We start from the raw sequence: 22612 nt of genomic DNA, 5'->3' as shown, positions 1-22612 counted from the left end.
GCTTTTCACCAGGGACCTGGAAAAACTCGTCATCTTGCATATGCTGTTCTCCACTGATTTCCCTTATTCCATTGTAAATATTACCATTAATATCTTTTATATACAGATTAGTTAGCCTAAGTTTTTTGCGAGGAGTATTTCCAATGGTTGTGTATCAAGTATTAAACATCCTGCATCTTTGTAGCCTAGTTTTCTATAAAAATGTTGGGCTCCTTCATCTGACTGAGTGGACGTCATAATCAGATTGAAGCCCTTTTGTTTCATTTGTTCTTCCCAGAAGAAGACAACTTGCTTTCCTGCTCCCTTGTCTCGATATTGTTCATCGACCCAAATCATGTTCATGAAAGGGGTGTTGTCCCAAAAGTATCCATACCTCATCCATCCGATATTGCTTTCATCCTGACTGCGCAGAATGTATATCTCATTTTCTTTTATTTTTGACAGTATTAAGCTCTCAGAAATATGATGGTCACGTTTTCGTATGTATTCATAGTCTGAGTCTGTTGCAAAGACAATCTTCAACTTGATCCCTCCTTTATGCCTCATAAAAATCTAATAATATTCTAACAAAACTCAATAGGGGACGGACAATAAATAACGTCTTTAATTAAACTATCCTGCTCGTTAGCTGAACAAAAGCAGCCGATCACGTTTACTGACCGGCTGCCCTATCGTGTTTGAGCTTTTGTTTCCCGTTAGCGTAATACAAAAAGTCGTTCTTCTATCCTTAGGAAGTTGTACCTTTGATAGTGAAGTTATTTCACAGGCTTCTTTAAAATGTTCTGCCAATGAGGAGGGAGTCCATAACTCTTTAAGTGGGTGTAATTAACCAGTTTAACCTCAGGTCCCACTGAGATTTGAAACGTTAACCTGTCTTCTCCGACAGAAATATGTGGTCCGACAACAGGCGTTACATCGAGCGTTATTGATAAGTTGAAACCACGAAACCCATTTATGCTCATTGAGTCGACCACATTAACGAAATATGGATATACTAGCGGCGGTTCCACTAATAAACGTCGATAATAATCCCGGACAGCATCATTAATATATGGAGTTAAAAAATTCAAAAGCATATCCTGCAATCTCAGCTCCTCTGAGTCCTCCTGAACGCGATAACTAGCTTCTGCGTTTGATTGCAAGGGAGATGACAGGCTCAATGTCACAGTTAGAACCACAGCTATAATGACTCTTATCATAATCATTGATTACACCTCATCCATGTTTACAGATAGGGTGTCCAATTTTTGAATATGAATGCTTCATCAGGCACTTTTAACATACCGATGTCGACTAAATGTTTGAGTACGAAGGCACGTATTGTTCCCGATGCCATGCAGTTTCGTGGCAGCTTCTTTGATTCTTTCGGACGGTTGCGGAATTGCCGCATGCAGACGTTCTCGGGTTTGCTTACTTGCAATAAACAATGTTAACTTCAAGGTCAGATTCTGTTCGCCTAATTCTCGTAGCTTAGATTGCTTTCTTAAAAGATTAACTCACAATCTTTATGCTCCCATACATCAAATAAGTTTCCATCCAGGTCCTCAAAAACGAAAAACTTTCCGTAAATACCTTCATTGCTGATTTGTCTAACAGTAACGCCCTCTGTTGTTAGTCTCATGTGTAATGATTCAATATCATCTGTAAAAAATGTTACAACCCACCTTGACCGTCCGTTTACTTCAAAAACCGCCCTTGTGTCATTATCAGATTCAATTAAATCAATGATTGGACGGTTATCCCTGAATAAACTTATATAATTCCCTCTATCGTTTCTAATGTTAAAACCAAAGTGACTGACAAACCATTCTCCAGATTTTTTTACATTTTTAACCGGAATTACATTATATGCGATTCCTAAGATTCTCCCATTTTCCACAATGCTCAGCCCCTGTCATTAACTTATCTCCAAATTATTTCAAGGTAAGTATCGTACTATTCATCATCCTGTAATAATGACAAAATGGCCCCCTGCTTTGGTTCCCGTATCCGGATCAGCTCCATCCCGTTCACGGGTGCAAAAGTAATGCCCCGAATACAATAAAACCTCTCTTGTGAAAGAGAGGCTTGGTTTGCTTTTGAACAATCAACCGCCTGACAAAATCACCTTACTTCAGTCATAGACCTATTCGGCGCCGATTCCATGTGTCAAAGGCTCAATGCTTGAATGGGCGGAAGCGGTTTGCATCACCAATGCCCGGGCTTCTACAGCCAAAACAATGCTACCTATTGCCAGCAGCAGAGCCACTTTTCTTTTCATCAGTCTTCTGCACCTCACCAATTAGAAGTTTATATCGTTCCCGGTCTTCGGCGGAGCTGAGATGTCTGTACTGCTCAAATAATGCTACACACCCAACAATAGCGCTGTCACTGTTCATTCTAACAGAAAGGTCCAGATTTTGAAGCAAATAAGCGAGCCCCCTGTGAACTCTTTGAGTTTTTAAATAATATACAGACAGCTCATATAATAGAACCGCATATTGATCTTCGGTGACCTGCACATTTCGTTTCCCCATCAGGGTCCGTTGCTCTTTCAAGCCCGCGTGGGGTTCGAAGCGCTCAATAATAGAATCCACGTTCAAGCCAAAGCGGTTGGCCGCTTGCATGATTTTGGTCAGGCCCGGAATGATCTCGTTCTCTCTGGTGCTGATAAAATCGACATAGCCGGCAAGCACAGCCGTCTCTCCTGACATCAGGCGGTACAGATATGTATTGGCTTCAGCCCATTCCCTGAACTGCTCCATGATCTGCCGGGCCTCCTCCGTTCTCTCCTGGACCCAGCTGAAATCGGAATAACGCGAGACATAGTGGAGGGCCTGTCCGTAATCCCCGTGTTCAGCACAAACAGCCGATCGCAGCAGATACGAATACAGAATATAGAAGCAAAGAGGTCTGGCGGTTTCCTTATGTGCTGCACGGCGGCTGACTTTATGATATTTATTGTGGTACTGGATGGACGCTTTGTGTCCCATTTTTTCCGCCAAAAAATCAACTGTATCCCAGCGGTGCAAGGAAGCGTAAATATTCGCCAAGTCCTTCAGTGCATTCAACTGGTCCGCCTCATCCAGACGTTCCACAAAATATTCAAAATGCACCGCCGCGCGCAGATTGGCTTCCTGGTCTTGTCCCAGCGCAATCTTGAACAAGCGGTATTGGCATAAGGCCAGCCGCTCTGAATGCTGATACTTCTCACTTTCCGCCACGCCTTCGTACAGCAGCGCAGCAGCCCGGCGTTTGCCTTGCGCGAACCATTCCTCCCCCATTTCAAATACCGCCTGGGCATAGGATATATTATCCATAATGGTCCGCACTACCTGCCGGATGCATTCCAGCTTGTCCAGCTCCGCACAGCGCTGCAGAAAGGGTCCCAGCCGCCGCCAGTCAGGGGTGGAGTTGACCACATATTCATCTATATATAATTCATACCATTCACCTTCGGGAAGTCCCATTCCCGCTGTAATCCGGTCCAATTGCTTCACGGCAACGGGACGGTTCCCATTAATAATGCTGCTGAGCGTACCGGAGTTCACACCCGATATTCCGGCAAATTGATTGATGGTGATGCCTTCTCTCTTCAAGTAAACGTCAAGTTTTGCTTGTATTGTATTTTTGAATTGCAAACAAACACCGTCCTAAGAACCAGATATTTGAACGATAATCCAGATATTCCTATATCTTAGGTTCTCCTATGGCACAGGTCAATGTTCATTGGCAGGTTGAACACAGGTTGACAGGAAAGAATTAGGTGTTCCAGGATCAGGCCAGGGTTTTAGGAGATCAGCTTGGACGCCTCTGCCTGTTCTGCCGCACGCCGGATGAACCGTTCCAGCGGCTTCTGGAGGGTAAGCGCCAGCACCAGGGCAAGCATACCGAACAGAACCAGATACAGAGCGTCACGGACAGCTACCTCCGGCAGTATGCCGCCAACGGCTTCTCTCAGCAGGCTGATGGCATAGGTAAAGGGCATAAACGGGTTCAGGATTTGAAAAAAGCGCCCGGTGGTGCTGATCGGAAAAGTCCCGCCCGAACTGGAGAACTGGAGCACCATGAACACGATGGCTATACCTTTGCCGAGATTGCCGAAGACGTAGACCAGTGTAAATACGATCGTCACAAAAACGATGCTGATCAGGACGGCAAACAGCACGAACCACTGCTTGTCGGCAACATAGCATTTCAGCAAATACATATTGCCCAATACCGCTATCAGAGCCTGAAAAATGCCTACGGTCAGAAAAGTCAGCAGGCGCCCAAAATACAGCTGGTGCCGCCGGTATGGGATACCACCGGTATCCACACCGGTCCGCAGCAGGGAAATCAGCAGGGTGCCGCCTACCCACAAGGAGAGCACTACGTAAAACGGTGTCATCGCCGATCCGTAATTGGGGATGGGATACAGCGCCTTTTCCTTCAGAACCACAGGGCTGGCCAGAAAATCGCTGGTGCCCTTGATATCCCCGCCCAGCAATTGGGCGATTTCCTCCAGGTTGACCTCCCGCTTGACCTTGCGGACCGTATCGGCGGCGCGGCGGACAGCATGCTCCAGGGCGGGAAGATCATTCCGCACCAGCTCGGCCGCCCGGTTCACCCCCCGGTCTGCCCGGGGAAGACCGGCGGTGATCCACGCTGACGCGCGGCGGAATTTCTCCTCCGCCCCCGGCAGGTCCTTCCGGGCGAATTCAGCCGCCGCATGAATGTGTTCCCCGGCAGCAGGCAGCCCATTCTGAATGCGCGGCAGCACATCCGTCACGAAGCCGGTGAACGCTGCCAGCCTGCCGCTTATGCCGGCTGCCGCCGCGCTGACCTCGCCCGCTGCCGCGGGCAGCTTGTCCCGCAAGGCGGCCAGGCCGGTCTGCCCGTACTGGATGGCGGTTCCCGCTTCATCCAGCACCGCGCTCAGCGCCGCCAGCCGCTGCGGCGCCTGCTGCAAGGCCGTGGCGGCGGTCCCCGCCACGGCTGTCAGCTGCTGCAGCGTGCCCTGCAGCGCAGACTGCCCCTCCGCGCTGTAGCGCGCGAGGATTCCGCCCAGCGCTGCTGCGCCCTTGGCGGAATCACCGCCAAGCTGCGCCAGCGCAGCGGGGTCCAGCCCGCCGCCGTCCCGCAGCGCGGCGGCGAGGCGGGCCGCCTGCGCAGCGCCGGCGGCCCAGGAGGCCCGCGCCCCGGCCAGGGCGCGGAACTCGCTGCCCGGCACGGTGCCGGGCGCGAGGGTGTTCAAGGCGGCGAAAAGAGCCGCCGTGTGCTGCAGCGCGCCGCTTCCGGCGGTCAGCCGGTCAGCGGCCAGCTGCAGCCGGGAAGCCGCCGCTGCGTCCGGCGGCGCGGTGCCTTCCGCGAGCTGGCTGGCCAGCAGCGCTGCGCTGTCGGCATTCTGCTGCAGCAGATGGAGATTCTGCTGCAGCACCTGCGGAACCGCGGTGAAAGCCGCGCGGTTCTGCGCCAGATACTGCTGCAGCTCCTGCCCGAAGGCAGGCCCCGCTGCCGCGATCCGGTCGGTCTGCGGCAGAGCCCGGGCAGCCGCAGCAACAACCTTCCCGGCCTCCTCCAGTCTGTCCGAGGCCCGGTCCAGGGCCTCCCCGACCCGGCTGAAGCCGGCATCCAGGCCGGACAGCAGCTCCGCCGCGCGGGCCAGATCCGGGAGCCTGCCCTGCAGCTCCTGCAGCCTGCCCGCGGCATCGCTGATCTGCCCCCAGTGCTCATCGAGCAGCTCGGCCGCCTTGCCCGCCTGCTCCACTTCCGGCAGCTTATCCGTAAGCGCGGCAATCCTTCCGGCCGAATCCGCAAGCTGCGGCCAGTCCTGCTGCAGCTTGAGCACCAGCCTCCCTGCCTGTTCAATCTCCGGCAGGCCTGCCTCCAGCTGGAATAACCCCTGCTCCACCTTGCGGATAACCGGCAGCTCGGCCTGGAATTCGCGGTCGATGGCACTGAGGGCCGTCAGCACCGTGCTGCTGAGGGTTTCCGTGAACCGCTCACTGATCTGCGCGGTAATCGTAGAAGCCCCTTTCGCCGTAATTTTGGGCGCAATCGCGTTGATTTTTTCATTTACGGTATAATCCACCTCCGGCTTCACAAGTTCCCCTTCGAGAACCCCCGCCATCCGCTGTGAGAATTCTGCCGGAATGACGATGCTGGCATAATAATCCCCGCGCTGCACCCCGTGCTCCGCCGATTTAACATCCGTGAACCGCCAGCCCAGCGATTTGTTGCTCCGCAGGCTCTCCAGCACCTCATCGCCGATGTTGAAGCTTTTGCCATCGACTGCAGCTCCCTGATCCACACTGGCCACGGCGATTGGAATGCCGGATGTATTGCTGTAGGGGTCCCATACCGCAGCGACATTCACCCAATCGTAGACCGAGGGAAGCAATGCGAGTGCTGCTATCAACAATAGGGCCACCGGTGCTTTGAACAGGCCCGCCCAATCTTTTTTATAAATCCGCCACACTGCCGCCATGTTTCACCACACCTCTATACTGTAATCTGAATAGTTTAATATGCCCTGGAGCAGTTCTTTTTACTTCCCTTACTTTCCCGCATCACAGGCCCGAAACTTTTTGCAACATTTTTTCGCGATCTACGTTTATAGAGGTATAATACCCGTTTGAGAAATACTGCGAAGGGTAATTAGGTATATAGACGTATACCGTGTCATATTTATACCAAGGGGGAATTCTAACATGTTCAAACAAAAATCGGTTTATCTGTTTCCTGCTCTGGTTCTGCTGTTCCTCTCCCTTGTGACTACGGCAAGTACAGTAGGTACACGCGCAGAAGCGCAAAGCGGCGATATAAGCCAAAGTCAGGAATTGACGGTTTACATACACGCGCTGAAGTCCAAAGACGGACATACGGTCATGACCGCCGACCAGATCGAATGGTATGAAGGCGCTGAAGCCGACCGCATCTTTGCCGAACGGGAGCCAGACGCAGCGGCAGAGCTTGGCGGTACGCCGGACGGCTACTATATCGTAAATGACAGTGACTCGCTTACTTCCTATCCCATTGCCGATAATGCTGCGGTAACGATGCAAATTTACGATCATACCGGGCACATGGAGGATCTGGATATCAACTGGAATGAGCACATATCTCTTGATAAGTTCATCAGCGAATTCGCCAAAACCGGCATCATCGACCTGAGCCAGTCCCCTTACCACATCACAATCCAGGCTGGCAAAGTTACTTCGATCGTACAGCAGTACACTCCATAATCTTCAGAGTCCGAACACCAAAAAGCACTGCCCTTCGGGCGGTGCTTTGTTTTGCTTTGCTTTACAGCATTAATTGCACTTCGTACAGTTAAAAGCTGCCTTTTGGCAGTCCAATAGGTTTTAATTGCACTTTGTACAGTTATTTTTGTTGAAAAGGGCTAAGAGTGGGCTGCAGGCGATTTTTAATTGCACAAACTGCAGCTAAAGTTCGAACATATCTATTACAGCTCTTTTTAGTTGCACAAAATACAGTTACTTTAGCCATAAGCCGAAGGTTGGAGCTGCTTCTCAGTTACTTTAACCACACGCTTAGGGTTAAACTGCTTCTTTCTAGGTTATTTTATCCGTACGCCTAGGGTTAAAGCTACTTCTCAGTTACTTTAACTGTACGCCAGGGTTAGAGCTACTTCTCAGTTACTTTAACCGTACGCCAGGGTTAGAACTCCTTCTCAGTTCCTTTAACCACACGCTTAGGGTTAAAGCTGCTTCTCTGTTACTTTAACCATACACCGAGGATTTCAGTTCCTTTAGCCATACGCACAAAGGATAGAGTTGCTCCGGAACAAAGCAAAAAGTGTCCCGCTCCCCTTATCAGGGAAGCCGGGACACTAATCATAAGCCGTTTAGCTATTCATTTTGCAAAATGATGAGGCCGCAACTGGTAACCTTACTCCCTGCCATCCTTTACCAGCACGCCGATCTTACTCCCTGCCGTCCTTTACCGGCATGCCGAAGTTAGGCGTACCGTCCTCATTCCACTCCAGCACCTGGGCGCGGGTGTGGCGGTTCGGGTCGTAGAGCGGATCACCGGTAATTTCCTTGTAATTGCGGGCATGGTAGATCAGCACATCTTCCCCGTTTTCGTTAACTGTGAAGCTATTGTGCCCCGGACCAAATTGTCCGTTCGCTTCACTCGTCTGGAATACCGGCTCAGGGTGCTTGCTCCAGGAAGCGGCATCCAGCAGATCGCTGTCCTCATCTGCCGTCAGCAGTCCCATGCAGTAATTATGGTCGGTCGCACTGGCTGAGAAGCTCATGAAGATTTTGCCGTTCCGCTTAAGCACCGCTGCGCCTTCGTTAACGCTGAAGCCGATGATTTCCCAGGGATGCTCCGGCTTGGCGATCATCGTCTGCGGGCCGGTCAGGGTCCACGGGTTCTCCATCTCTGAAATGTACAGGTTGGAGTTCCCCGGAATATCCGGGTCCTTCTGCGCCCATACATAATAGAGCACTCCCTTGTGCTGGAAGGCCGTCGCGTCGAGAGCAAATGACTCCCAGGCCGTCTTCACCTGGCCTTTCTCCACCCAGCGGCCCTCCAGCGGATTCGCCGATTCGTTCTCCAGCGCATACATGCGGTGATCGAACAGCCCCTCCTTCGTCTCCGTCGTCCGGGCCGCCGCGAAGTAAATGTACCATTTCCCGTGAATATAATGGATTTCGGGCGCCCAGATATTGGCACTGAGCGGTCCCGTCTCATATTTGCGCCAGGCGACGACAGGTTCAGCGTCTCTTAGTCCTTCAATGGTTGCAGCCCTGCGCACTTCGATCCGGTCATATTCGGGCACCGAAGCTGTGAAGTAATAATAGCCATCCGTATGTTTATAGATCCACGGGTCCGCACGCTGCTCCACAAGCGGATTGCTGTATTCTTTTTTCCTGCTCATAATGGTTTCTCCTTTTATCTATATAAGATGAACATTTCTTGATTTGAACCGCCTTTAGCGGTTGAAATCCGGTGACTGATTATGCTTCCGAAGCGAGCTTTCCTACGGAAAGCTTTCAGGCGGACGCTACCGCTCTGTAAGTATCCAAACTTCTCCTCCGCACTTCTTCCCTTTTATGAATTTTCCAAGTTCATCTTATATATTTCTCTTATTCTAGGGTCAGGACAACTACGGATGCCGGAGGAAGCTGACAGTCCAGCACCCCGTCCTTCAGCGAAGCACCTTCGAAAATAGCCGGAGCAACGGTTGCCGGGGCTTCGAAGGTATTGTGCGCATTCAGATCGGAATGGGTCAGGATCTGCCCGGCCACTGTTCCAGCCGAAGTTCCGGCAAGTTCAATACGGAGTCCAGCGCTGTCCTCATGGCTCAAATTGCACAGGGAAATGTACACCCTGCCGGCTTCATCCCGGGATGCAGATACGCTAAGCTGTGGAATGGACTCCCCGCCCATGCTGTACACCGGACTCTCCATAACCACCTCAAGCAGCTCGTTATCCTGATGCACCTTATACATGTCAAAAACATGGTAAGTAGGGGTAAGCAGCAGCTTGTCGCCTTCGGTTAAGATAAGCGCCTGCAATACGTTAACCATTTGCGCGATATTGGCCATTTGTACCCGCTTGCTGTGATTCTGGAAAATATTCAGGTGAATCCCTGCCACCAATGCATCGCGCAGCGTATTCTGCTGATACAGGAAGCCCGGATTTGTTCCCGGCTCACTGAGGAACCAGGTTCCCCATTCATCTATAATCAATCCTACCCGCTGCTCCGGATCATACTTGTCCATGATATTGGAATGGCGGGTAATCAGCTCATCCATATGGAGGGATTTCTTCATGGTCTCGAACCATTCGCCGTTGTCGAAGCCAAGTGCAAAACGCTTTTCTTCCCAGCTGCCGGGAATCGTATAGGAATGCAGACTGAGACCATCCATGTACTGTCCGGCTTCCCGCATCAGCACTTCCGTCCAGTTATAATCGTCCACATTGGCGCCTCCGGCAATTTTGTAGAGCTTGTTATCCCCGTAATTGCGCGCATAGGTCTGGTAGCGGCGGTACAGGTCCGCATAATATTCCGGACGCATGTTGCCTCCGCAGCCCCAGTTCTCATTCCCGACGCCAAAATACTTCAGCGCCCAAGGCTGCTCGCGCCCATTCTCAGCCCGCAGTCCCGCCATCGGGGATTCACCGTCAAAGGTCATATATTCCACCCATTCGGACATCTCCTGCACGGTACCGCTGCCTACATTGCCGCAGATGTACGGCTCGCATTCCAGCAGCTCGCAGAGCCGGAAAAACTCATGCGTGCCAAAATGGTTGTTCTCGACGACCCCGCCCCAGTGGGTGTTGATCATCCGCTTGCGGGTTTCTGGAAGGCCGATACCGTCCTTCCAGTGATACTCATCGGCGAAGCAGCCGCCCGGCCAGCGCAGCACGGGAATATCGAGCTTGCGCAGCGCAGCAATCACGTCGTTACGGATACCGTCCGTATTGGGAATAGGCGAATCCTCGCCTACCCAAATGCCCTCGTAAATACATCTGCCCAGATGCTCTGCAAAGTGCCCGTAAATATTTTATTTTACTCTTTGGCATATCCGACAGGATTCTAGCTTTTGTAGTCATCGTTTCTCTCTCCTTGGCTGTCTCTATTTTTTTAACCCTTAATGCCTGAATTCAGATTGATGGATTGGACAAAGTACTTCTGCGCGAACAGAAACAACAGCAAAGTTGGAATAATCGCCAGAACCGCTGAACCCATCAGCTGACCAATCATACGGTAATTTCCATAGATATCTTGAAGCAGCAATAACCCTGCTGTAACCGGCATTTTGTCCACATCTGTAAACACAATTACCGGCCAGAGGAAGTCATTCCATGATCCGGTGAAGGAAAATAAGGCGCATACAATCAATACCGGCTTGATCAGCGGCAGAATGATCGAGAAATAAATCCGGAAATGACCCGCACCGTCCACGTGAGCCGATTCATCCAGGTCCTTCGGAATTCCGTTCATGAACTGCCGGACCAGGAAGATATTGCCCATGCCCGCCAGTCCCGGGATAATCATGGCCCAGGAGGTGTTGACCCAGCCCAATGCGTCAATAATTTTGTATGAGGGAATCAGATTCACCACACCAGGAAAAAATGAGATGCCGAGCAACGTAAAAAAGAGCGTATCTCTGCCTTTAAATTTCATCCGCGAGTAGCCATAGCCGGTAATGGAGATGACCACAACCACCAGAAGGGTATGCATGGAGGCAATAAACAGCGAATTCATGAGCCACCGCAGAATCGGTGCGGTAGAGGTATTCTCCAAAATCGCGACATAGTTGTCAAAAATCCATTCCTTGGGGAATAATCTGAACCCGGAGGAAACCACCTCAGACTGGGAACGGAAGGAAGTCGTGATGCCAAAGACCACGGGAATGATCCAAATGATACAAAGCACGATCAAAAACAGATAAGAGATATACTTTGAGATGCTGATTCCCGGGCTTTTACTTTTTACTGTGCCCTGCTCTTTGAAGCGGGGGCGTTTATCGTATTGCTGCGCCACCTGATTGGACATACGGGTACACCTGCCTTTTCAATTTCCATTACTGGTTCCTTGCCCTGCCGAACATTAAGCCGCATTCCGGTTCATGACGTAATATTGCAAAGCCGAGATGACCAGTATGACCAGTCCCAGCAACACTGCCATAGCGGACGCCATACCCGCAATGGACTCTCCATTGCCGAACGCCAGCTGGCGGATATACATCATAAGCACATGCGTACTCTGGCGCGGTCCCCCGTCTGTCATCATCAGCGGCTGACCGAATACATTGAAGGCCCCTGCTGTGGTCATGACAAAGGTGTAAATCAGCGGGAAACGGATGGAGGGCAGCGTAATGCTCGTAAATCTGCGTATCGTTCCGGCTCCGTCCATCTCTGCCGATTCATACAAATCCTGCGATACGCCGCTTATGGAGGCACGGTAAATAATCATGTTGCCGCCGACTCCCCCAGATCGTGATGATAATAATGAGTATCCAGGCATACGGCTGGTTAGCCGGCCAGGAAACATCCGATCCAAAAACATTGCCGGCCATCCCAAGCTGCTTATTGAACAGCAGCAGCCAGATCAGCGCTCCCGCAGATATGGAAATCAGTCCCGGAACGTAAATAATGGACTGGATCAGGCTTTTCCCTTTGACTTTTTTGTGTTCAAGTGCTACAGCAACAAGCAGCGGAATCACGATTAACAGCGGGACACTGAGCAGAACAAAAATAAATGTATTCTTAAGCCCGTTGTTGAATTGCGTGTGAAAGGTGGAGCCGCTGTCAAAAAGAATGGTTTTATAGTTGTCGAGGCCCACCCAGACCGGCTCGTTCATCAAATTCCATTTGGTGAAGGAAGCATAAATTCCGTAAAAGGTTGGCAGCAGGATAAAAACAGCAAATAAGATGACATGTGGACCTACAAAGAAAGCAGGCGCGAGATTCAGTTTCTTTTTCATAGGCATTCTTTTCTCCTTTGGCATGAAGCAATGCTCCGGATGGCGGTCCATTGCTCCATGCAATCATTTCCGCTTTTCGTTTACTTCGCTGCTCCGCCCGTTCCTTCGGCGATTTTATCCTCCACAAATTTCTGCATCGTCTGGAGGGTTTCATCAATATCCACATTGCCGCGTACAATATCCCCGCAATACGTATCTACGGCTTCCGCAATATACGGATAATATTCGTAAGTGTAAATGTAAAGGGATTCAACTTCTTTTTCATTGGAGGTGAAGAAGGATTGGATATAATTTTTGAAATCAGGACTTTCATTGACTTGCTTACTGGCTACGATCTGTCCCGCTTTAGCCCACTCGATGGAATTCTCGCGGATGAACTCCAGGAAATTGCCGATGCCCGCGACCTTTTCTTCGGATCTGTCTTTATTCTTCATCATCGAGAACAGGTGCGAGGACGATCTGTTGGTGAACTTATCCGCAGTAGGCGAATATACATTGGTTACTCCAAAATTCAAACCTTCCACCCCGGCATGTGCCGTAGAACTCCAGGTCCCGTCCGTAGAGAACAATACGTTCCCGGATTGGAACATCAGGTATCCGTCTTCGCCAAACGGCGTCATCAAGCCCGCGTCGTTGATCTTTTTTACATTCTCAAATGCCTGCTTCATCACCGGAGTATTCACGGCAGGCTTGCCATTCTCCTGGATGTCTCCGCCGAGGTCCTGAATCTGAGCAAGGATGACCCAGCCCAGCAGCGCATCATTAACAACATAATCCCCTTCATCCAGCTTTCCTTGCAGAGAGAGCATTTCATCAATTGTCACCACATTATCGTCGAGGAAGGATTCCGCATTGTATTTCTTAAGCAAATCCTTGTTGTAATACATAACATTACTGTGGATATCGAGAGGTACTGTATATTGAGTGCCGTCAATCGTGCCTGTTGACCAGGCTTGCGGCAGATAATTTTCCTGTTTGATCTCAGGCTGGGCGGTGGTTACTGCCGTCATCGGCTCAAGCACCCCCTGCTTGACATAGCCCGGAACACGGTCAGCATGAATAATAGTCAAGTCCGGAACACCTTTGCCCGAATTCAGCACTGTGGAGAGCTTGGTGTACATATCAGAGGTGATGACATGCTTTACCTTAATTTCCGGGTTAGTGGCATTGTAATCATTAACAAGCTGGTCCATATAGGCACCGTCATCACCGGTTAGCGGAGTCCAGAAGGTAATCGTCTTGGAGTTGTCTTCCCCGCATCCCGCTAATAACGTTGATAACATTAGAACAAGTACTAATACTGAAAACCCCCATTTTTTCTTCACACTTTCTCCTCCTAATGAAATAATTTTAGTGAATCATCTACAAAAATGTTTTTGCAAACAATTAACTCGGACGCCTTCTTTCACACATTCATTAAATAATTAAAAAACATTTGAATGTATTCGCTTACAGGTATAAAATAGCATACAAAGGGCACCTTGTAAACAATAATATCTAAACCTATTTATATTTATACAAAATAAAATAAAAAAATAAGCTCATTAGCAGAATAAACCGCTATTTTCGCGCGTAATCCCTCATTTGTATTTAGTTTATATTGAATTAAAATCGATTTTTCGTTTGAAATATAATTAATTTTTAAATTATTAGACAAAAAAATGGAGAATACTTCCCTTTTCAGCCTGATTAGTTTATAATTTTATAAAATAGTTTCGATAATGACGTTAGCGGAAGAAGGTACTTAACCATGATTTATATTAAAGATCTAATGAGCGGGATTGATATCTTCAAAGCGCTCAGCTCCGAGATCCGGATTCAAATTCTGGAGCTGCTCGCCACCAATCAGGCCCTCAATCTCAATGAAATTGCCAAGAAGCTGAATCTCAGCAATGGAGCCATCACCATGCACATCAAGAAGCTGGAGGAAAGCGGCCTGATCGAGATTAATACTTCCGTAGGCAAGCATGGCATCCAGAAGGTGTGCTATTTGAATAAGGATAAGCTAATGGTGGATCTGCGGAGCAAGGAGACTGACAATCTGTACGAGGTCGAAATCCAGGTTGGGCATTACAGCAACTACCACGCAGTGCCGACTTGCGGACTGGCTACTAAGGACAGTATCATTGGCGACTTTGATGAACCGCGCTATTTCGCCGATCCCCAGCGGATTGATTCCGAAATCATCTGGATGGCCGAAGGCTTTTTGGAATACCGGATTCCGAACTACCTGAAGGCAAATCAGACCTTCCGCGAAATTCAGTTCTCTATGGAGATTGGTTCGGAGGCTCCGGGATTCAGCGACAATTATCCTTCGGATTTGTATTTTTATGTGAACGGCATCGAAATTGGCTTCTGGACCAGTCCCGGCGATTTCGGCGCTGCCCGCGGCACCTTTAACCCCGACTGGTGGCCCCCCACCTGAACCAGTACGGCATGCTTAAGCTGATCCGCATCAACAATGAAGGAAGCTTCATCGACGGCTGCCGCATCTCGGATATTACGCTGGACGATATCAAGCTGGATTACAAAAGCGAGCTGACCTTCCGCATTGCCGTCACCGACAAGCCGGTCAACAAACGCGGACTGACCATTTACGGCAAGCATTTCGGCAATTACAGCCAGGACCTGCTGGCCCGTGTGCTCTACGATGTTCACGAGGTCGAAGACGTCTCCGGCCCCACTCCAACCAGCGCGGAATAGGCTGCGCACCGCAAAGACCATATGCCGGGCATGCTGCCCGGCATATGGTCTTTGCGCTTTTATGGAAGCCATCTCCACAGTATAAAGTCCCGCACCTTAACCCACACTAACCATGTCTTTCAAACCAGCTTAAGAGGGAGTGTTTCGGATGCGTGAAGGTTTGATTCCCACCGTTCTTGGAACTGTAGTCACCGCTTCAAGCGCAGCTTTTTTAGGCAGCCGGTATAAGATGGCCGCTACAGGTATTCTTGGATTTGGCCTCGCCCACATCGTGCTGGGAGCCATCGATCTGTTCGAGCACCGCTGAAAAAGGTTGAAAGATGCCGGCCCGTCCTGGGCCGGTTCTTATTTTTGCACAGCACACCACATTTTCTTCGGCAGTTGAATATGAACTTGAGGCATACGCATCCCGGATTGTTGTACTATAGGCAAGGCGTATTACGTGCAGGATTATCGACCATTTAATGTGTTTAAGACATGGAGGTTGACCGTGCAATTATCTCCCGGGTCCTCTGAGGCACTTTACGTGGTCCACTCACGATTGGAGTTGTTGATTTAACGGGGGTTATGAATTGGAGATTACTCAGCTTTGAAAAACGTTTAATCACATCAATATTAATGATAATCGTCATATTCCCCACCTCAGCCCGTCAAATCATTTTCTGATTATATGTTAATCGCTTCTTGTAGAAGCCGTTGGAGGATAGCAGCAAAAACGGTGATAACCAACGAAGCAAAAATGATAATGAGCCCCATTAATCCAATAGGAGGGTCCACTTTCTTCGCTATAAAACGAAAGAGTGGCAAACCTAATACATATAAACCACTGATTGTAATCGCACAGCACTTTATGTTCTTTAACGCCTTTACAGATAATTCCGAGAACGCTGTGTTCTTGTCAATGTCCGCTTTCAATAAAAAACCTCGTACATCAGATAAATTGACCAACAGCAATTGCTTCAGTAGGCAAGTCTGTATTCCTTGCTTTTGACATGGACAATTAATCCTCAATGCTAAGTTTAATACAAGTTTTTTGAAATTTTTTGTGCCATATGCTCAATTCTAGGGATCATCAAGTTGTCATCTATCATTTTAATTTTATCAGGTTTAAACAACTGAAATTTCTTTAGATTGTAATAGTCAAATAGCACCTGATACACGGTCAAATGGTTCTCCATCAAGTACTTTACATCTAAAATGTTACTTAGAATCTCATCTTGCATAATGATAAGCCTGCCATCAATCTTATTAAAAAAACCCTCTTTTATTCCATCATCATAAAAAGCCAATTCCTGATCTTCTCGTTGCTTCATGGCTTCTTTTAGTCGCTCATAGTTCTCAGGGTAACTATTTTCAAGTTCCCTTAGGAAAATGTCTGTGATGTACTCTTTTAATAAGATTGTTTGTTCAAATGTTTGCTGAAATCGCTGAACGAATACTTGATTAGAGTCAGAATCTTCAATAATCTCGTGGATGTATTCGACAAAAGAACTCACAATAAACGTAATAATATCTTCTTTGGTGGAGAAATATTTATATAAAGTCGCCCTGCTTATATCCATAATTTTTGAGATTTCGTCCATTTTCAAACCTTGAAACCCATTTTTTCTAACGTGTAATAACAATCTGATATTATGTTTTTTGTTCCTAGGCTTTAAACACTCGGGTGATAACAATCTGATTTTCATTATTTAGGGAGGAACAAAAATGCAAACTCGAATTCTTGGTCAACAAGGTTTAAAAGTCTCTTCTATTGGTTTGGGTACTATGGGGATGACAATGGCATACGGTCCTTCAAATGAAAATGAAGGAATAGCGACTATTCGTCGAGCTTATGAGCTTGGAGTTAATTTCTTTGATACGGCAGAATTATATGGATATGGAAATGGTCACAATGAACAGTTGCTGGGTAAAGCTGTGAAGGATTTTCGTGACAAGGTAGTACTGGCTACCAAATTTGGATTTGACATGACTGCCGAGCAGCTCGGAACACGTTTTAACAGCCGTCCGGAAAATATTCGTAAAGTAGCTGAGAACAGTCTTCGCTATCTGCAGACTGATTACATTGATGTTTTCTATCAGCATATCCCTGATCCTGATGTTCCTATCGAGGAAGTAGCCGGGGTCGTTGGAGATCTTATCAAAGAAGGGAAAGTTAAATATTTCGGTTTGAGTAATACGGGTTCCAAAACAATCCGTCGAGCTCACGCTGTTACCCCAGTGTCTGTGCTTCAGACTGAATACTCCATATTCGAACGCGAGATCGAGGACGATATACTACCAACTTTGAATGAATTGGGTATAGGTCTAGTACCTTACGCTCCATTAGGCAGAGGATTCCTGACAGATGCAGTTAAACCATCCCACGAGTACCCCGAAGGAGATATGCGTCGATTCGATGAGCGTTGGCAAGGGGAAAACTATATCTACAACCTAAAAGCAACTGAACAACTTAAAGAACTTGCTTCTAACAAAGGTATTTCTGTAGCAGAATTGGCACTAGCTTGGCTTCTTAACCAAGGAGAGAATATCGTCCCAATCCCTGGTACACGCAGTGTTACTCGGGTTGAGCAAAACATTAATGCTGTTAATGTCAATCTTACAGAAGCTGATCTTCAACGTATTAAAGAGATCCTCCCACATGGATCAGCAGGTAGCCGGTATCCAGCTGGAATGATAGAGAACTTCACAAGAGATTGATAGTTTTTATAATAAGGCGTGCCTCCGGGCACGCCTAAACAGCAAAAAGGCCCTCCCTGAATGGTAGGACCTTCATCAGCTATTGTTTATTTGACCGCTACATAGAACAGCCGTCCGGCGCTGTCGTCGGCCTCCACCCACTCAAAATCGGCGTAGACCTTCACTTCACTGAAGCCTGCCTTCCGCAGCTCTTCTGCCATCCATTCCGGGTCATAGGCCCGCTGGATGTGCGTCTCTTCAAAACGGCGGTATAGGCCGCTCCCTCCTTCTTCACGGGCGAAGATGGACAGATGATGCTCAATCTCCCGGCGCGGGACATCCATTTCACAGGTCCAGATATACGATACCGCAGGCTCGTCCAGCACAAACGGCTGCTCCTCCTCATAACGGATGAGTGTATTCGGATGATGCACATCGAACAGGAAGGTGCCTCCGGCCTTAAGACCGGCATAGGTGCATTCAAATACGGAGGTGATATCCCGCTCTTCCAGCACATAATTCAAGCAATCGCAAAAGGAAATGACTGAATCGACCGGTTCCGGCAGCTCCCATTCCTTCATGTTCTGCCGAACCCAGCGCACACTGCCCTCGCGCAGAAAACGCCGCCCCTGCGGATGGCGCTCCATCTTCATCTGTGCCACGGAGAGCATATCCGAAGACAGGTCAATTCCCGTCATGTGGTAGCCGGAGGCCGCGAGCGGAATGGTGATGCTTCCGGTTCCGCATCCCAGCTCTGCAACCGTCAAGGGCTTGCCGTATTTGCTCCATGCCGTCTCCGCAAAGGCCAGCCAATCCGGATACGGCATATCCGCCATCAGTTCATCGTATACATATGCAAATTTCCCATAGGAAGACACTGGCTTACACCGACTTTCTTTCTGTAAATCGTTGATCGTGACTGCAGAGAAGGTTGAGGCTTCCGGCCGTTGACGCTCCTTAAGTCCCTGCGGCCTTATTACGAGCAGGCCATCAGCTTACAGTGCCCGTTATGATTCGGGCACCCCGTTGTCCTTGGACTGTCCTTGATCCGCTCCATCCTCTTCGCTGCGGGCCAGATAGGTCCAATTCTCCTTTTGCGTAACAAGACCTTCCTTCATCAGCTTGCCGAGGGCACGCTTGAATGCCGACTTGCTGATGCCAAACCGCTGCTTGATGATCTCCGGCGGTGTGGCATCCGAATACGGCATCGCTCTGCCCGGACGTTCCTTCAGGAAGTCCAGCAGCGCGGCGGAATCAACATCCCGGCCGATTTCCTTGCGCTGCGACATGGACAGATTCACCCGGCCGTCCTCACGGATATGGGAGACGCGGGCCTCGAACTCCTCGCCGAGCCGCAGCAGGCGGCTGCGTTCGGAGGAATGGACCATGCCGATGATTCCAAAGCCCAGCACACCGCCGTCCACAAGCACAAAGGTCCCCATCTGCAGCGGCTTGTACACGCGGGCCTTAACCGTCTGCCCCATCCAGGAGGCAGGCGCAGGAAGAGCAAGCGGGGCAAGCTCCTGCTCCCCGGCCAGCTTGGCGCGCAGACGCCCCTGCTTGTCATGCTCCATGAGCACAAATACCTTGTCGCCTACCTGCGGACGCAGCTCAACCAGCTCCGGGAGCTCACGGATCGGCAGCAGGAGCTGCCGTCCCAGCCCCATCTCCAGGAAGCAGCCCAGGCGGGGATGAATGTCCGCCACTTCCAGCAGGGCCATCTCGCCCAGGGTCAGGAACGGCTTCTTCATTGTGGCCGCCAGGCGGTCCTCCGTATCGAAGAAGATGAATACCTCCACCTTGTCTCCAGTCTTAGGCTTGCTGCCAACGAGTTCCGTATAGTGCAGCATGACTTCCTGGCCACCCGCGCCCAGGAAGTACCCGTAAGGGGACACCTCACGCAAAACTTCCAATGTAACCGTAGTTCCGGCAATCAGACTCATACGGTTTCCACAACCTTGGCGTCGGACCACAGACGCTCGATGTTGTAATATTCACGCTCATCGCGGTGGAAGACATGCACAATCACGTCTCCCAGATCCATTAGGACCCAGCGGGCTGCATCCATGCCTTCAATGCCGCGGATTACGCCGCCGGCTTCATGAACCACCTTGCGTACTTCTGTGGCAATAGCCTGTACCTGTGTGTCGGAATTCCCGTGGCAGATGACAAAATAGTCGCTGATCGGTGACACGCTGCGCAGGTCAAGCGCAACCACATTCATTGCTTTTTTATCTTCGGCGGCCTTAAGGGCCAATTGCAAAAGCTTGCTTGATTCTATCGTCATATTTTATCCTCCAATATTCTTACTAGGTCGTTGCGGGCCAGTACGGTGAGCGGAAACACAATCTGCCGCTTCTGCAGCAGCAGGCTGATCGTGGAGTCGAATCCGGCCAGCAGCCCTTCCTCCAGACTTGCCTTGGACAGCTTGCGGATATGATCTACCCCCGGAAAATCCCGCCCCGGTTCAATATAATCAGCGAGACATACGATCTTCTCCAGCAGGCCCATGTTCTCGCGCCCGGAGGTATGGTACCGTATAGCATCCAGCACCTCAGGATCGGTAATCCCGTATTCATCCCCGGCCACAAAAGCGCCTACCTCCGCATGCCACAGCTGCTTGTCATAGCTCAGCAGCTCGGCGGACAGCCCGTTTGCCTCAATGATCTCCTTCATTCGTTCGACCGGCCAGTATTTGGCCACATCATGCAGAATCGCCGCCGTTTCGGCACGGACGGGGTCACCGCCGTAACGTTCTGCCAGCTTCACCGATGTCTCCATCACGCCCAGTGTGTGCTTCCAGCGTTTGTCGGGCATCTGTGCGGAGACGGCTTCAATCAGCGCTTCGCGGCTGAGTGCCATACAATCCACTCCTTTGAACATAATCATATACAGCATCCGGCACCATATAGCGGATAGACTTGCCTTCGGCGGCCCTGGCCCTAAGCATCGTTGAAGAGATATCCACGAGCGGCATGTCCGCCAGCAGCACTTTCTCGGCAATGAAGCCGGGTAAGGCCGCAAGATCCAGCGGTGTGCCAGGCCGTCCTACCCCGATAAAGGTCAGGCGCCGCACCAGTTCTTCAATTCCGTGCCACTTCGGCAGATACTGGACCATGTCCGCGCCCACAATGAAAAAAAATTCATGCTCCGGATATTCCTTCTGCAGCAAGGTAATCGTTTCATAGGTGTAGGATACGCCGCCCCTGGCGATTTCGAGGTCCAGAATGCCAAAAGCGGCATGATTCCTGACAGCACCCTCCACCATGGCCAGCCGTTCCTCGCCCGACGCACCGGCCTCATGCTTATGCGGCGGAATATGCGAAGGCATGAACCATACCTCTTCCAGTGCGTAGGACTCCCTGGCAGTCTCCGCTGCCATCATATGGCCGATATGAAGAGGATCAAAGGTCCCTCCCATAATTCCAACTCTCAAGAGGTCTACCTCCTCTTATTATCAGGGTAAACTGCACGCTCCCGCAAGCTGCGGAGCCGCTTTTAGCGGGGCAGCTCGATGGTTTTGTTGTCGCGTGATTCCTTGTACAGAATGATCGTCTTGCCGATGACTTGCACCAGTTCAGAACCTGACTGCTCCGCAAGTGCGGCGCCGATCTCCTTCGGATCATCCGCATTGTTGTTCAGCACGCTGATCTTCATCAGCTCCCGTTTTTCAATCGCTTCTTCAATATGGCGGACCAGATGGTCGTTGACCCCGCCTTTGCCGACTTGAAATACGGCATCCAGATGATGCGCCAGCGAGCGGAGATAGCGTTTTTGTTTTCCAGTTAACATAAATGAACAAGCTCCTTAATTAACAAATATTATTACCCTAATTGCAATAAACTAATGAACCCTATTTGATGAAGCTGGCGGAAAAGATATCCCTGTAGAGAAGATATGCAAGCAGCACCGGAAGAGTTGAGGATTAGGCGCTGCCGCCGAGACAATCTATAATTGTCTGCCGCATGATATCCACCGGAGCGCTCCGGCCGGTCCAGTACTCAAGCGAATAAGCTCCCTGGTAGACGAACATGCCCAGGCCGCCGTGTATCCGGCAGCCCCGCTGACGGCTCTCCGTAAGCAGCCTGGTCTGCAGCGGATTGTAGATCAAATCACTGACAATCATGCCTTCACGGAGTAAGGCGGGGTCGATTGGCATAGCGTCTATATGGGGGTACATGCCTACGGAGGTCGTATTAATTACAATATCCATATCCGCAATATGGGCTGCGATCTCATCGTTTCCGATGCCATTAACCGTACCTTTGCCCTGAAAAGCCTCCGCCAGCTGCTTCGACTTCTCCACCGTCCGGTTGGCAATCACCACTGCCGCCGGATGTTCCAGCAGCAGCGCGGCAATAATCCCTCGTGCCGCCCCGCCGGCCCCGATGACAAGAATCCGGGAGCCTGCCAAATCCGGCGTTGCTTCCGCTTTCAGCGAGCGGACATAACCAATCCCGTCCGTATTGTATCCGGTCAGAATGCCATCGTCATTGACCACCGTGTTGACCGCTCCGACAGCCACCGCGCTGTCATCAATCCTGTCCATATATTCCATCACCGCTACCTTATGCGGAATCGTCACGTTCACCCCGCGGAATCCCAATGTACGGATTGCCTCAATGGCTTCACCCAAGTGGCCGGGGGCAATATGCAGCGGCACATAGGCTCCCGGAATGCCGAGCGCCTTCAAGGCCGCTGTATGCATAAGCGGGGATTTGGTATGGGCGATAGGATCACCCATTACCCCCAGCAGTATATCCTTGTTCCAGTACTGGCCGTTTGCAGTTGTCACAGCGTAT

Annotated in this window: 20 protein-coding genes and 3 pseudogenes; 4 read left to right on the top strand and 19 right to left on the bottom strand. The window is 50.1% G+C overall.

From position 1 onward, the window contains the following. Nucleotides 1-111: 111 nt before the first annotated feature. The 5 genes from JI735_RS17830 to JI735_RS17810 form a co-directional block, all read right to left on the bottom strand. Nucleotides 112-522 (bottom strand): GNAT family N-acetyltransferase, encoded by a 411-nt coding sequence (locus JI735_RS17830; RefSeq protein ID WP_039838714.1) that lies wholly within the window; start codon nucleotides 520-522, stop codon nucleotides 112-114. Between the two features lie 233 nt (nucleotides 523-755). Then, entirely contained in the window at nucleotides 756-1205 is a 450-nt protein-coding gene (locus JI735_RS17825) for a DUF3888 domain-containing protein (protein ID WP_051052248.1), read from the bottom strand. Between the two features lie 278 nt (nucleotides 1206-1483). Beyond that, the gene (locus JI735_RS17820; protein ID WP_039838715.1) at nucleotides 1484-1879 is read right to left on the bottom strand and encodes a VOC family protein; all 396 of its coding nucleotides are present in this window, start codon (nucleotides 1877-1879) and stop codon (nucleotides 1484-1486) included. 343 nt (nucleotides 1880-2222) lie between these two features. Then, nucleotides 2223-3620 (bottom strand): helix-turn-helix domain-containing protein, encoded by a 1398-nt coding sequence (locus JI735_RS17815; RefSeq protein ID WP_039838716.1) that lies wholly within the window; start codon nucleotides 3618-3620, stop codon nucleotides 2223-2225. A gap of 149 nt (nucleotides 3621-3769) precedes the next feature. Beyond that, on the bottom strand, nucleotides 3770-6448 hold the full coding sequence (locus tag JI735_RS17810; RefSeq protein ID WP_202676248.1) for a YhgE/Pip domain-containing protein: 2679 nt from the start codon (nucleotides 6446-6448) through the stop codon (nucleotides 3770-3772). A gap of 223 nt (nucleotides 6449-6671) precedes the next feature. Here JI735_RS17810 and JI735_RS17805 point away from each other — a divergent pair, with 223 nt between their 5' ends. Then, on the top strand, nucleotides 6672-7205 hold the full coding sequence (locus tag JI735_RS17805; protein WP_039837992.1) for a hypothetical protein: 534 nt from the start codon (nucleotides 6672-6674) through the stop codon (nucleotides 7203-7205). 701 nt (nucleotides 7206-7906) lie between these two features. Here JI735_RS17805 and JI735_RS17800 read toward each other — a convergent pair. The 5 genes and pseudogenes from JI735_RS17800 to JI735_RS17780 form a co-directional block, all read right to left on the bottom strand. Continuing rightward, nucleotides 7907-8869, bottom strand: coding sequence for a glycoside hydrolase family 43 protein (locus JI735_RS17800; RefSeq protein WP_039837993.1), 963 nt, complete (start codon nucleotides 8867-8869; stop codon nucleotides 7907-7909). Nucleotides 8870-9077: 208 nt separating this feature from the next. Next, the gene (locus tag JI735_RS17795; protein WP_202677663.1) at nucleotides 9078-10499 is read right to left on the bottom strand and encodes an alpha-N-arabinofuranosidase; all 1422 of its coding nucleotides are present in this window, start codon (nucleotides 10497-10499) and stop codon (nucleotides 9078-9080) included. An 83-nt stretch (nucleotides 10500-10582) separates the two neighbouring features. After that, complete coding sequence (locus tag JI735_RS17790; protein ID WP_020429503.1) at nucleotides 10583-11497, bottom strand: carbohydrate ABC transporter permease; 915 nt, start codon at nucleotides 11495-11497, stop codon at nucleotides 10583-10585. Nucleotides 11498-11551: 54 nt separating this feature from the next. Further along, nucleotides 11552-12428 (bottom strand): annotated as a pseudogene (locus JI735_RS17785) (carbohydrate ABC transporter permease). An 80-nt stretch (nucleotides 12429-12508) separates the two neighbouring features. Further along, nucleotides 12509-13711, bottom strand: a complete 1203-nt coding sequence (locus JI735_RS17780) for an extracellular solute-binding protein (RefSeq protein ID WP_051052142.1) — start codon at nucleotides 13709-13711, stop codon at nucleotides 12509-12511. A gap of 467 nt (nucleotides 13712-14178) precedes the next feature. Here JI735_RS17780 and JI735_RS17775 point away from each other — a divergent pair. Continuing rightward, nucleotides 14179-15131 (top strand): annotated as a pseudogene (locus JI735_RS17775) (ArsR/SmtB family transcription factor). Between the two features lie 148 nt (nucleotides 15132-15279). Further along, nucleotides 15280-15438: a hypothetical protein gene (locus JI735_RS17770; protein ID WP_020429499.1), complete on the top strand. Its 159-nt coding sequence runs from the start codon at nucleotides 15280-15282 to the stop codon at nucleotides 15436-15438. A 359-nt stretch (nucleotides 15439-15797) separates the two neighbouring features. On the opposite strand, the pseudogene JI735_RS17765 reads toward JI735_RS17770, so the two are convergent. Together JI735_RS17765 and JI735_RS17760 are read right to left on the bottom strand one after the other, a co-directional pair. Further along, nucleotides 15798-16046, bottom strand: a pseudogene (locus JI735_RS17765) (DUF2975 domain-containing protein); the annotation flags it as partial. Between the two features lie 104 nt (nucleotides 16047-16150). After that, nucleotides 16151-16819, bottom strand: coding sequence for a TetR/AcrR family transcriptional regulator (locus tag JI735_RS17760; RefSeq protein ID WP_051052140.1), 669 nt, complete (start codon nucleotides 16817-16819; stop codon nucleotides 16151-16153). Nucleotides 16820-16838: 19 nt separating this feature from the next. Here JI735_RS17760 and JI735_RS17755 point away from each other — a divergent pair, with 19 nt between their 5' ends. Beyond that, entirely contained in the window at nucleotides 16839-17831 is a 993-nt protein-coding gene (locus JI735_RS17755) for an aldo/keto reductase (RefSeq protein ID WP_039837998.1), read from the top strand. Between the two features lie 86 nt (nucleotides 17832-17917). Here the strand turns inward: JI735_RS17755 and JI735_RS17750 are convergent, their stop codons facing one another. From JI735_RS17750 to aroE, 7 genes are all read right to left on the bottom strand, one after another. Beyond that, nucleotides 17918-18688, bottom strand: a complete 771-nt coding sequence (locus JI735_RS17750) for a class I SAM-dependent DNA methyltransferase (protein WP_039837999.1) — start codon at nucleotides 18686-18688, stop codon at nucleotides 17918-17920. Between the two features lie 129 nt (nucleotides 18689-18817). After that, complete coding sequence (locus JI735_RS17745) at nucleotides 18818-19753, bottom strand: CvfB family protein (protein WP_039838000.1); 936 nt, start codon at nucleotides 19751-19753, stop codon at nucleotides 18818-18820. After that, nucleotides 19750-20097: a ribosome silencing factor gene (gene rsfS, locus JI735_RS17740; protein WP_039838002.1), complete on the bottom strand. Its 348-nt coding sequence runs from the start codon at nucleotides 20095-20097 to the stop codon at nucleotides 19750-19752. The genes JI735_RS17745 and rsfS overlap by 4 nt, the downstream gene beginning before the upstream one ends. Further along, nucleotides 20094-20672: a bis(5'-nucleosyl)-tetraphosphatase (symmetrical) YqeK gene (yqeK, locus tag JI735_RS17735; protein WP_020432883.1), complete on the bottom strand. Its 579-nt coding sequence runs from the start codon at nucleotides 20670-20672 to the stop codon at nucleotides 20094-20096. Before yqeK ends, rsfS begins: the two co-directional genes overlap by 4 nt. Then, nucleotides 20644-21246, bottom strand: a complete 603-nt coding sequence (locus JI735_RS17730) for a nicotinate-nucleotide adenylyltransferase (RefSeq protein ID WP_039838003.1) — start codon at nucleotides 21244-21246, stop codon at nucleotides 20644-20646. The genes yqeK and JI735_RS17730 overlap by 29 nt, the downstream gene beginning before the upstream one ends. Before the next feature lie 62 nt (nucleotides 21247-21308). Beyond that, nucleotides 21309-21602, bottom strand: a complete 294-nt coding sequence (gene yhbY, locus JI735_RS17725; protein WP_039838004.1) for a ribosome assembly RNA-binding protein YhbY — start codon at nucleotides 21600-21602, stop codon at nucleotides 21309-21311. Between the two features lie 133 nt (nucleotides 21603-21735). Further along, nucleotides 21736-22605 carry a shikimate dehydrogenase gene (gene aroE, locus JI735_RS17720; protein ID WP_202676247.1) on the bottom strand — a complete coding sequence of 290 codons (870 nt, stop codon included), beginning with the start codon at nucleotides 22603-22605 and terminating at the stop codon, nucleotides 21736-21738. Between the last annotated feature and the right edge of the window lie 7 nt (nucleotides 22606-22612).

Source organism: Paenibacillus sonchi, assembly GCF_016772475.1.
Lineage (GTDB): Bacteria > Bacillota > Bacilli > Paenibacillales > Paenibacillaceae > Paenibacillus_AQ > Paenibacillus_AQ sonchi.
This window is presented reverse-complemented; position numbering and strand designations above follow the sequence as displayed.

Coding starts and splice junctions, on each gene's coding strand:
- JI735_RS17800 (WP_039837993.1), bottom strand. CDS start 8,869: ATGAGCAGGAAAAAAGAATACAGCAATCCGCTTGTGGAGCAGCGTGCG.
- JI735_RS17745 (WP_039838000.1), bottom strand. CDS start 19,753: ATGAGTCTGATTGCCGGAACTACGGTTACATTGGAAGTTTTGCGTGAG.
- yqeK (WP_020432883.1), bottom strand. CDS start 20,672: ATGGCACTCAGCCGCGAAGCGCTGATTGAAGCCGTCTCCGCACAGATG.
- JI735_RS17805 (WP_039837992.1), top strand. CDS start 6,672: ATGTTCAAACAAAAATCGGTTTATCTGTTTCCTGCTCTGGTTCTGCTG.
- JI735_RS17810 (WP_202676248.1), bottom strand. CDS start 6,448: ATGGCGGCAGTGTGGCGGATTTATAAAAAAGATTGGGCGGGCCTGTTC.
- JI735_RS17780 (WP_051052142.1), bottom strand. CDS start 13,711: ATGTTATCAACGTTATTAGCGGGATGCGGGGAAGACAACTCCAAGACG.
- JI735_RS17790 (WP_020429503.1), bottom strand. CDS start 11,497: ATGTCCAATCAGGTGGCGCAGCAATACGATAAACGCCCCCGCTTCAAA.
- yhbY (WP_039838004.1), bottom strand. CDS start 21,602: ATGTTAACTGGAAAACAAAAACGCTATCTCCGCTCGCTGGCGCATCAT.
- rsfS (WP_039838002.1), bottom strand. CDS start 20,097: ATGACGATAGAATCAAGCAAGCTTTTGCAATTGGCCCTTAAGGCCGCC.
- JI735_RS17770 (WP_020429499.1), top strand. CDS start 15,280: ATGCGTGAAGGTTTGATTCCCACCGTTCTTGGAACTGTAGTCACCGCT.
- JI735_RS17755 (WP_039837998.1), top strand. CDS start 16,839: ATGCAAACTCGAATTCTTGGTCAACAAGGTTTAAAAGTCTCTTCTATT.
- JI735_RS17825 (WP_051052248.1), bottom strand. CDS start 1,205: ATGATTATGATAAGAGTCATTATAGCTGTGGTTCTAACTGTGACATTG.
- JI735_RS17760 (WP_051052140.1), bottom strand. CDS start 16,819: ATGAAAATCAGATTGTTATCACCCGAGTGTTTAAAGCCTAGGAACAAA.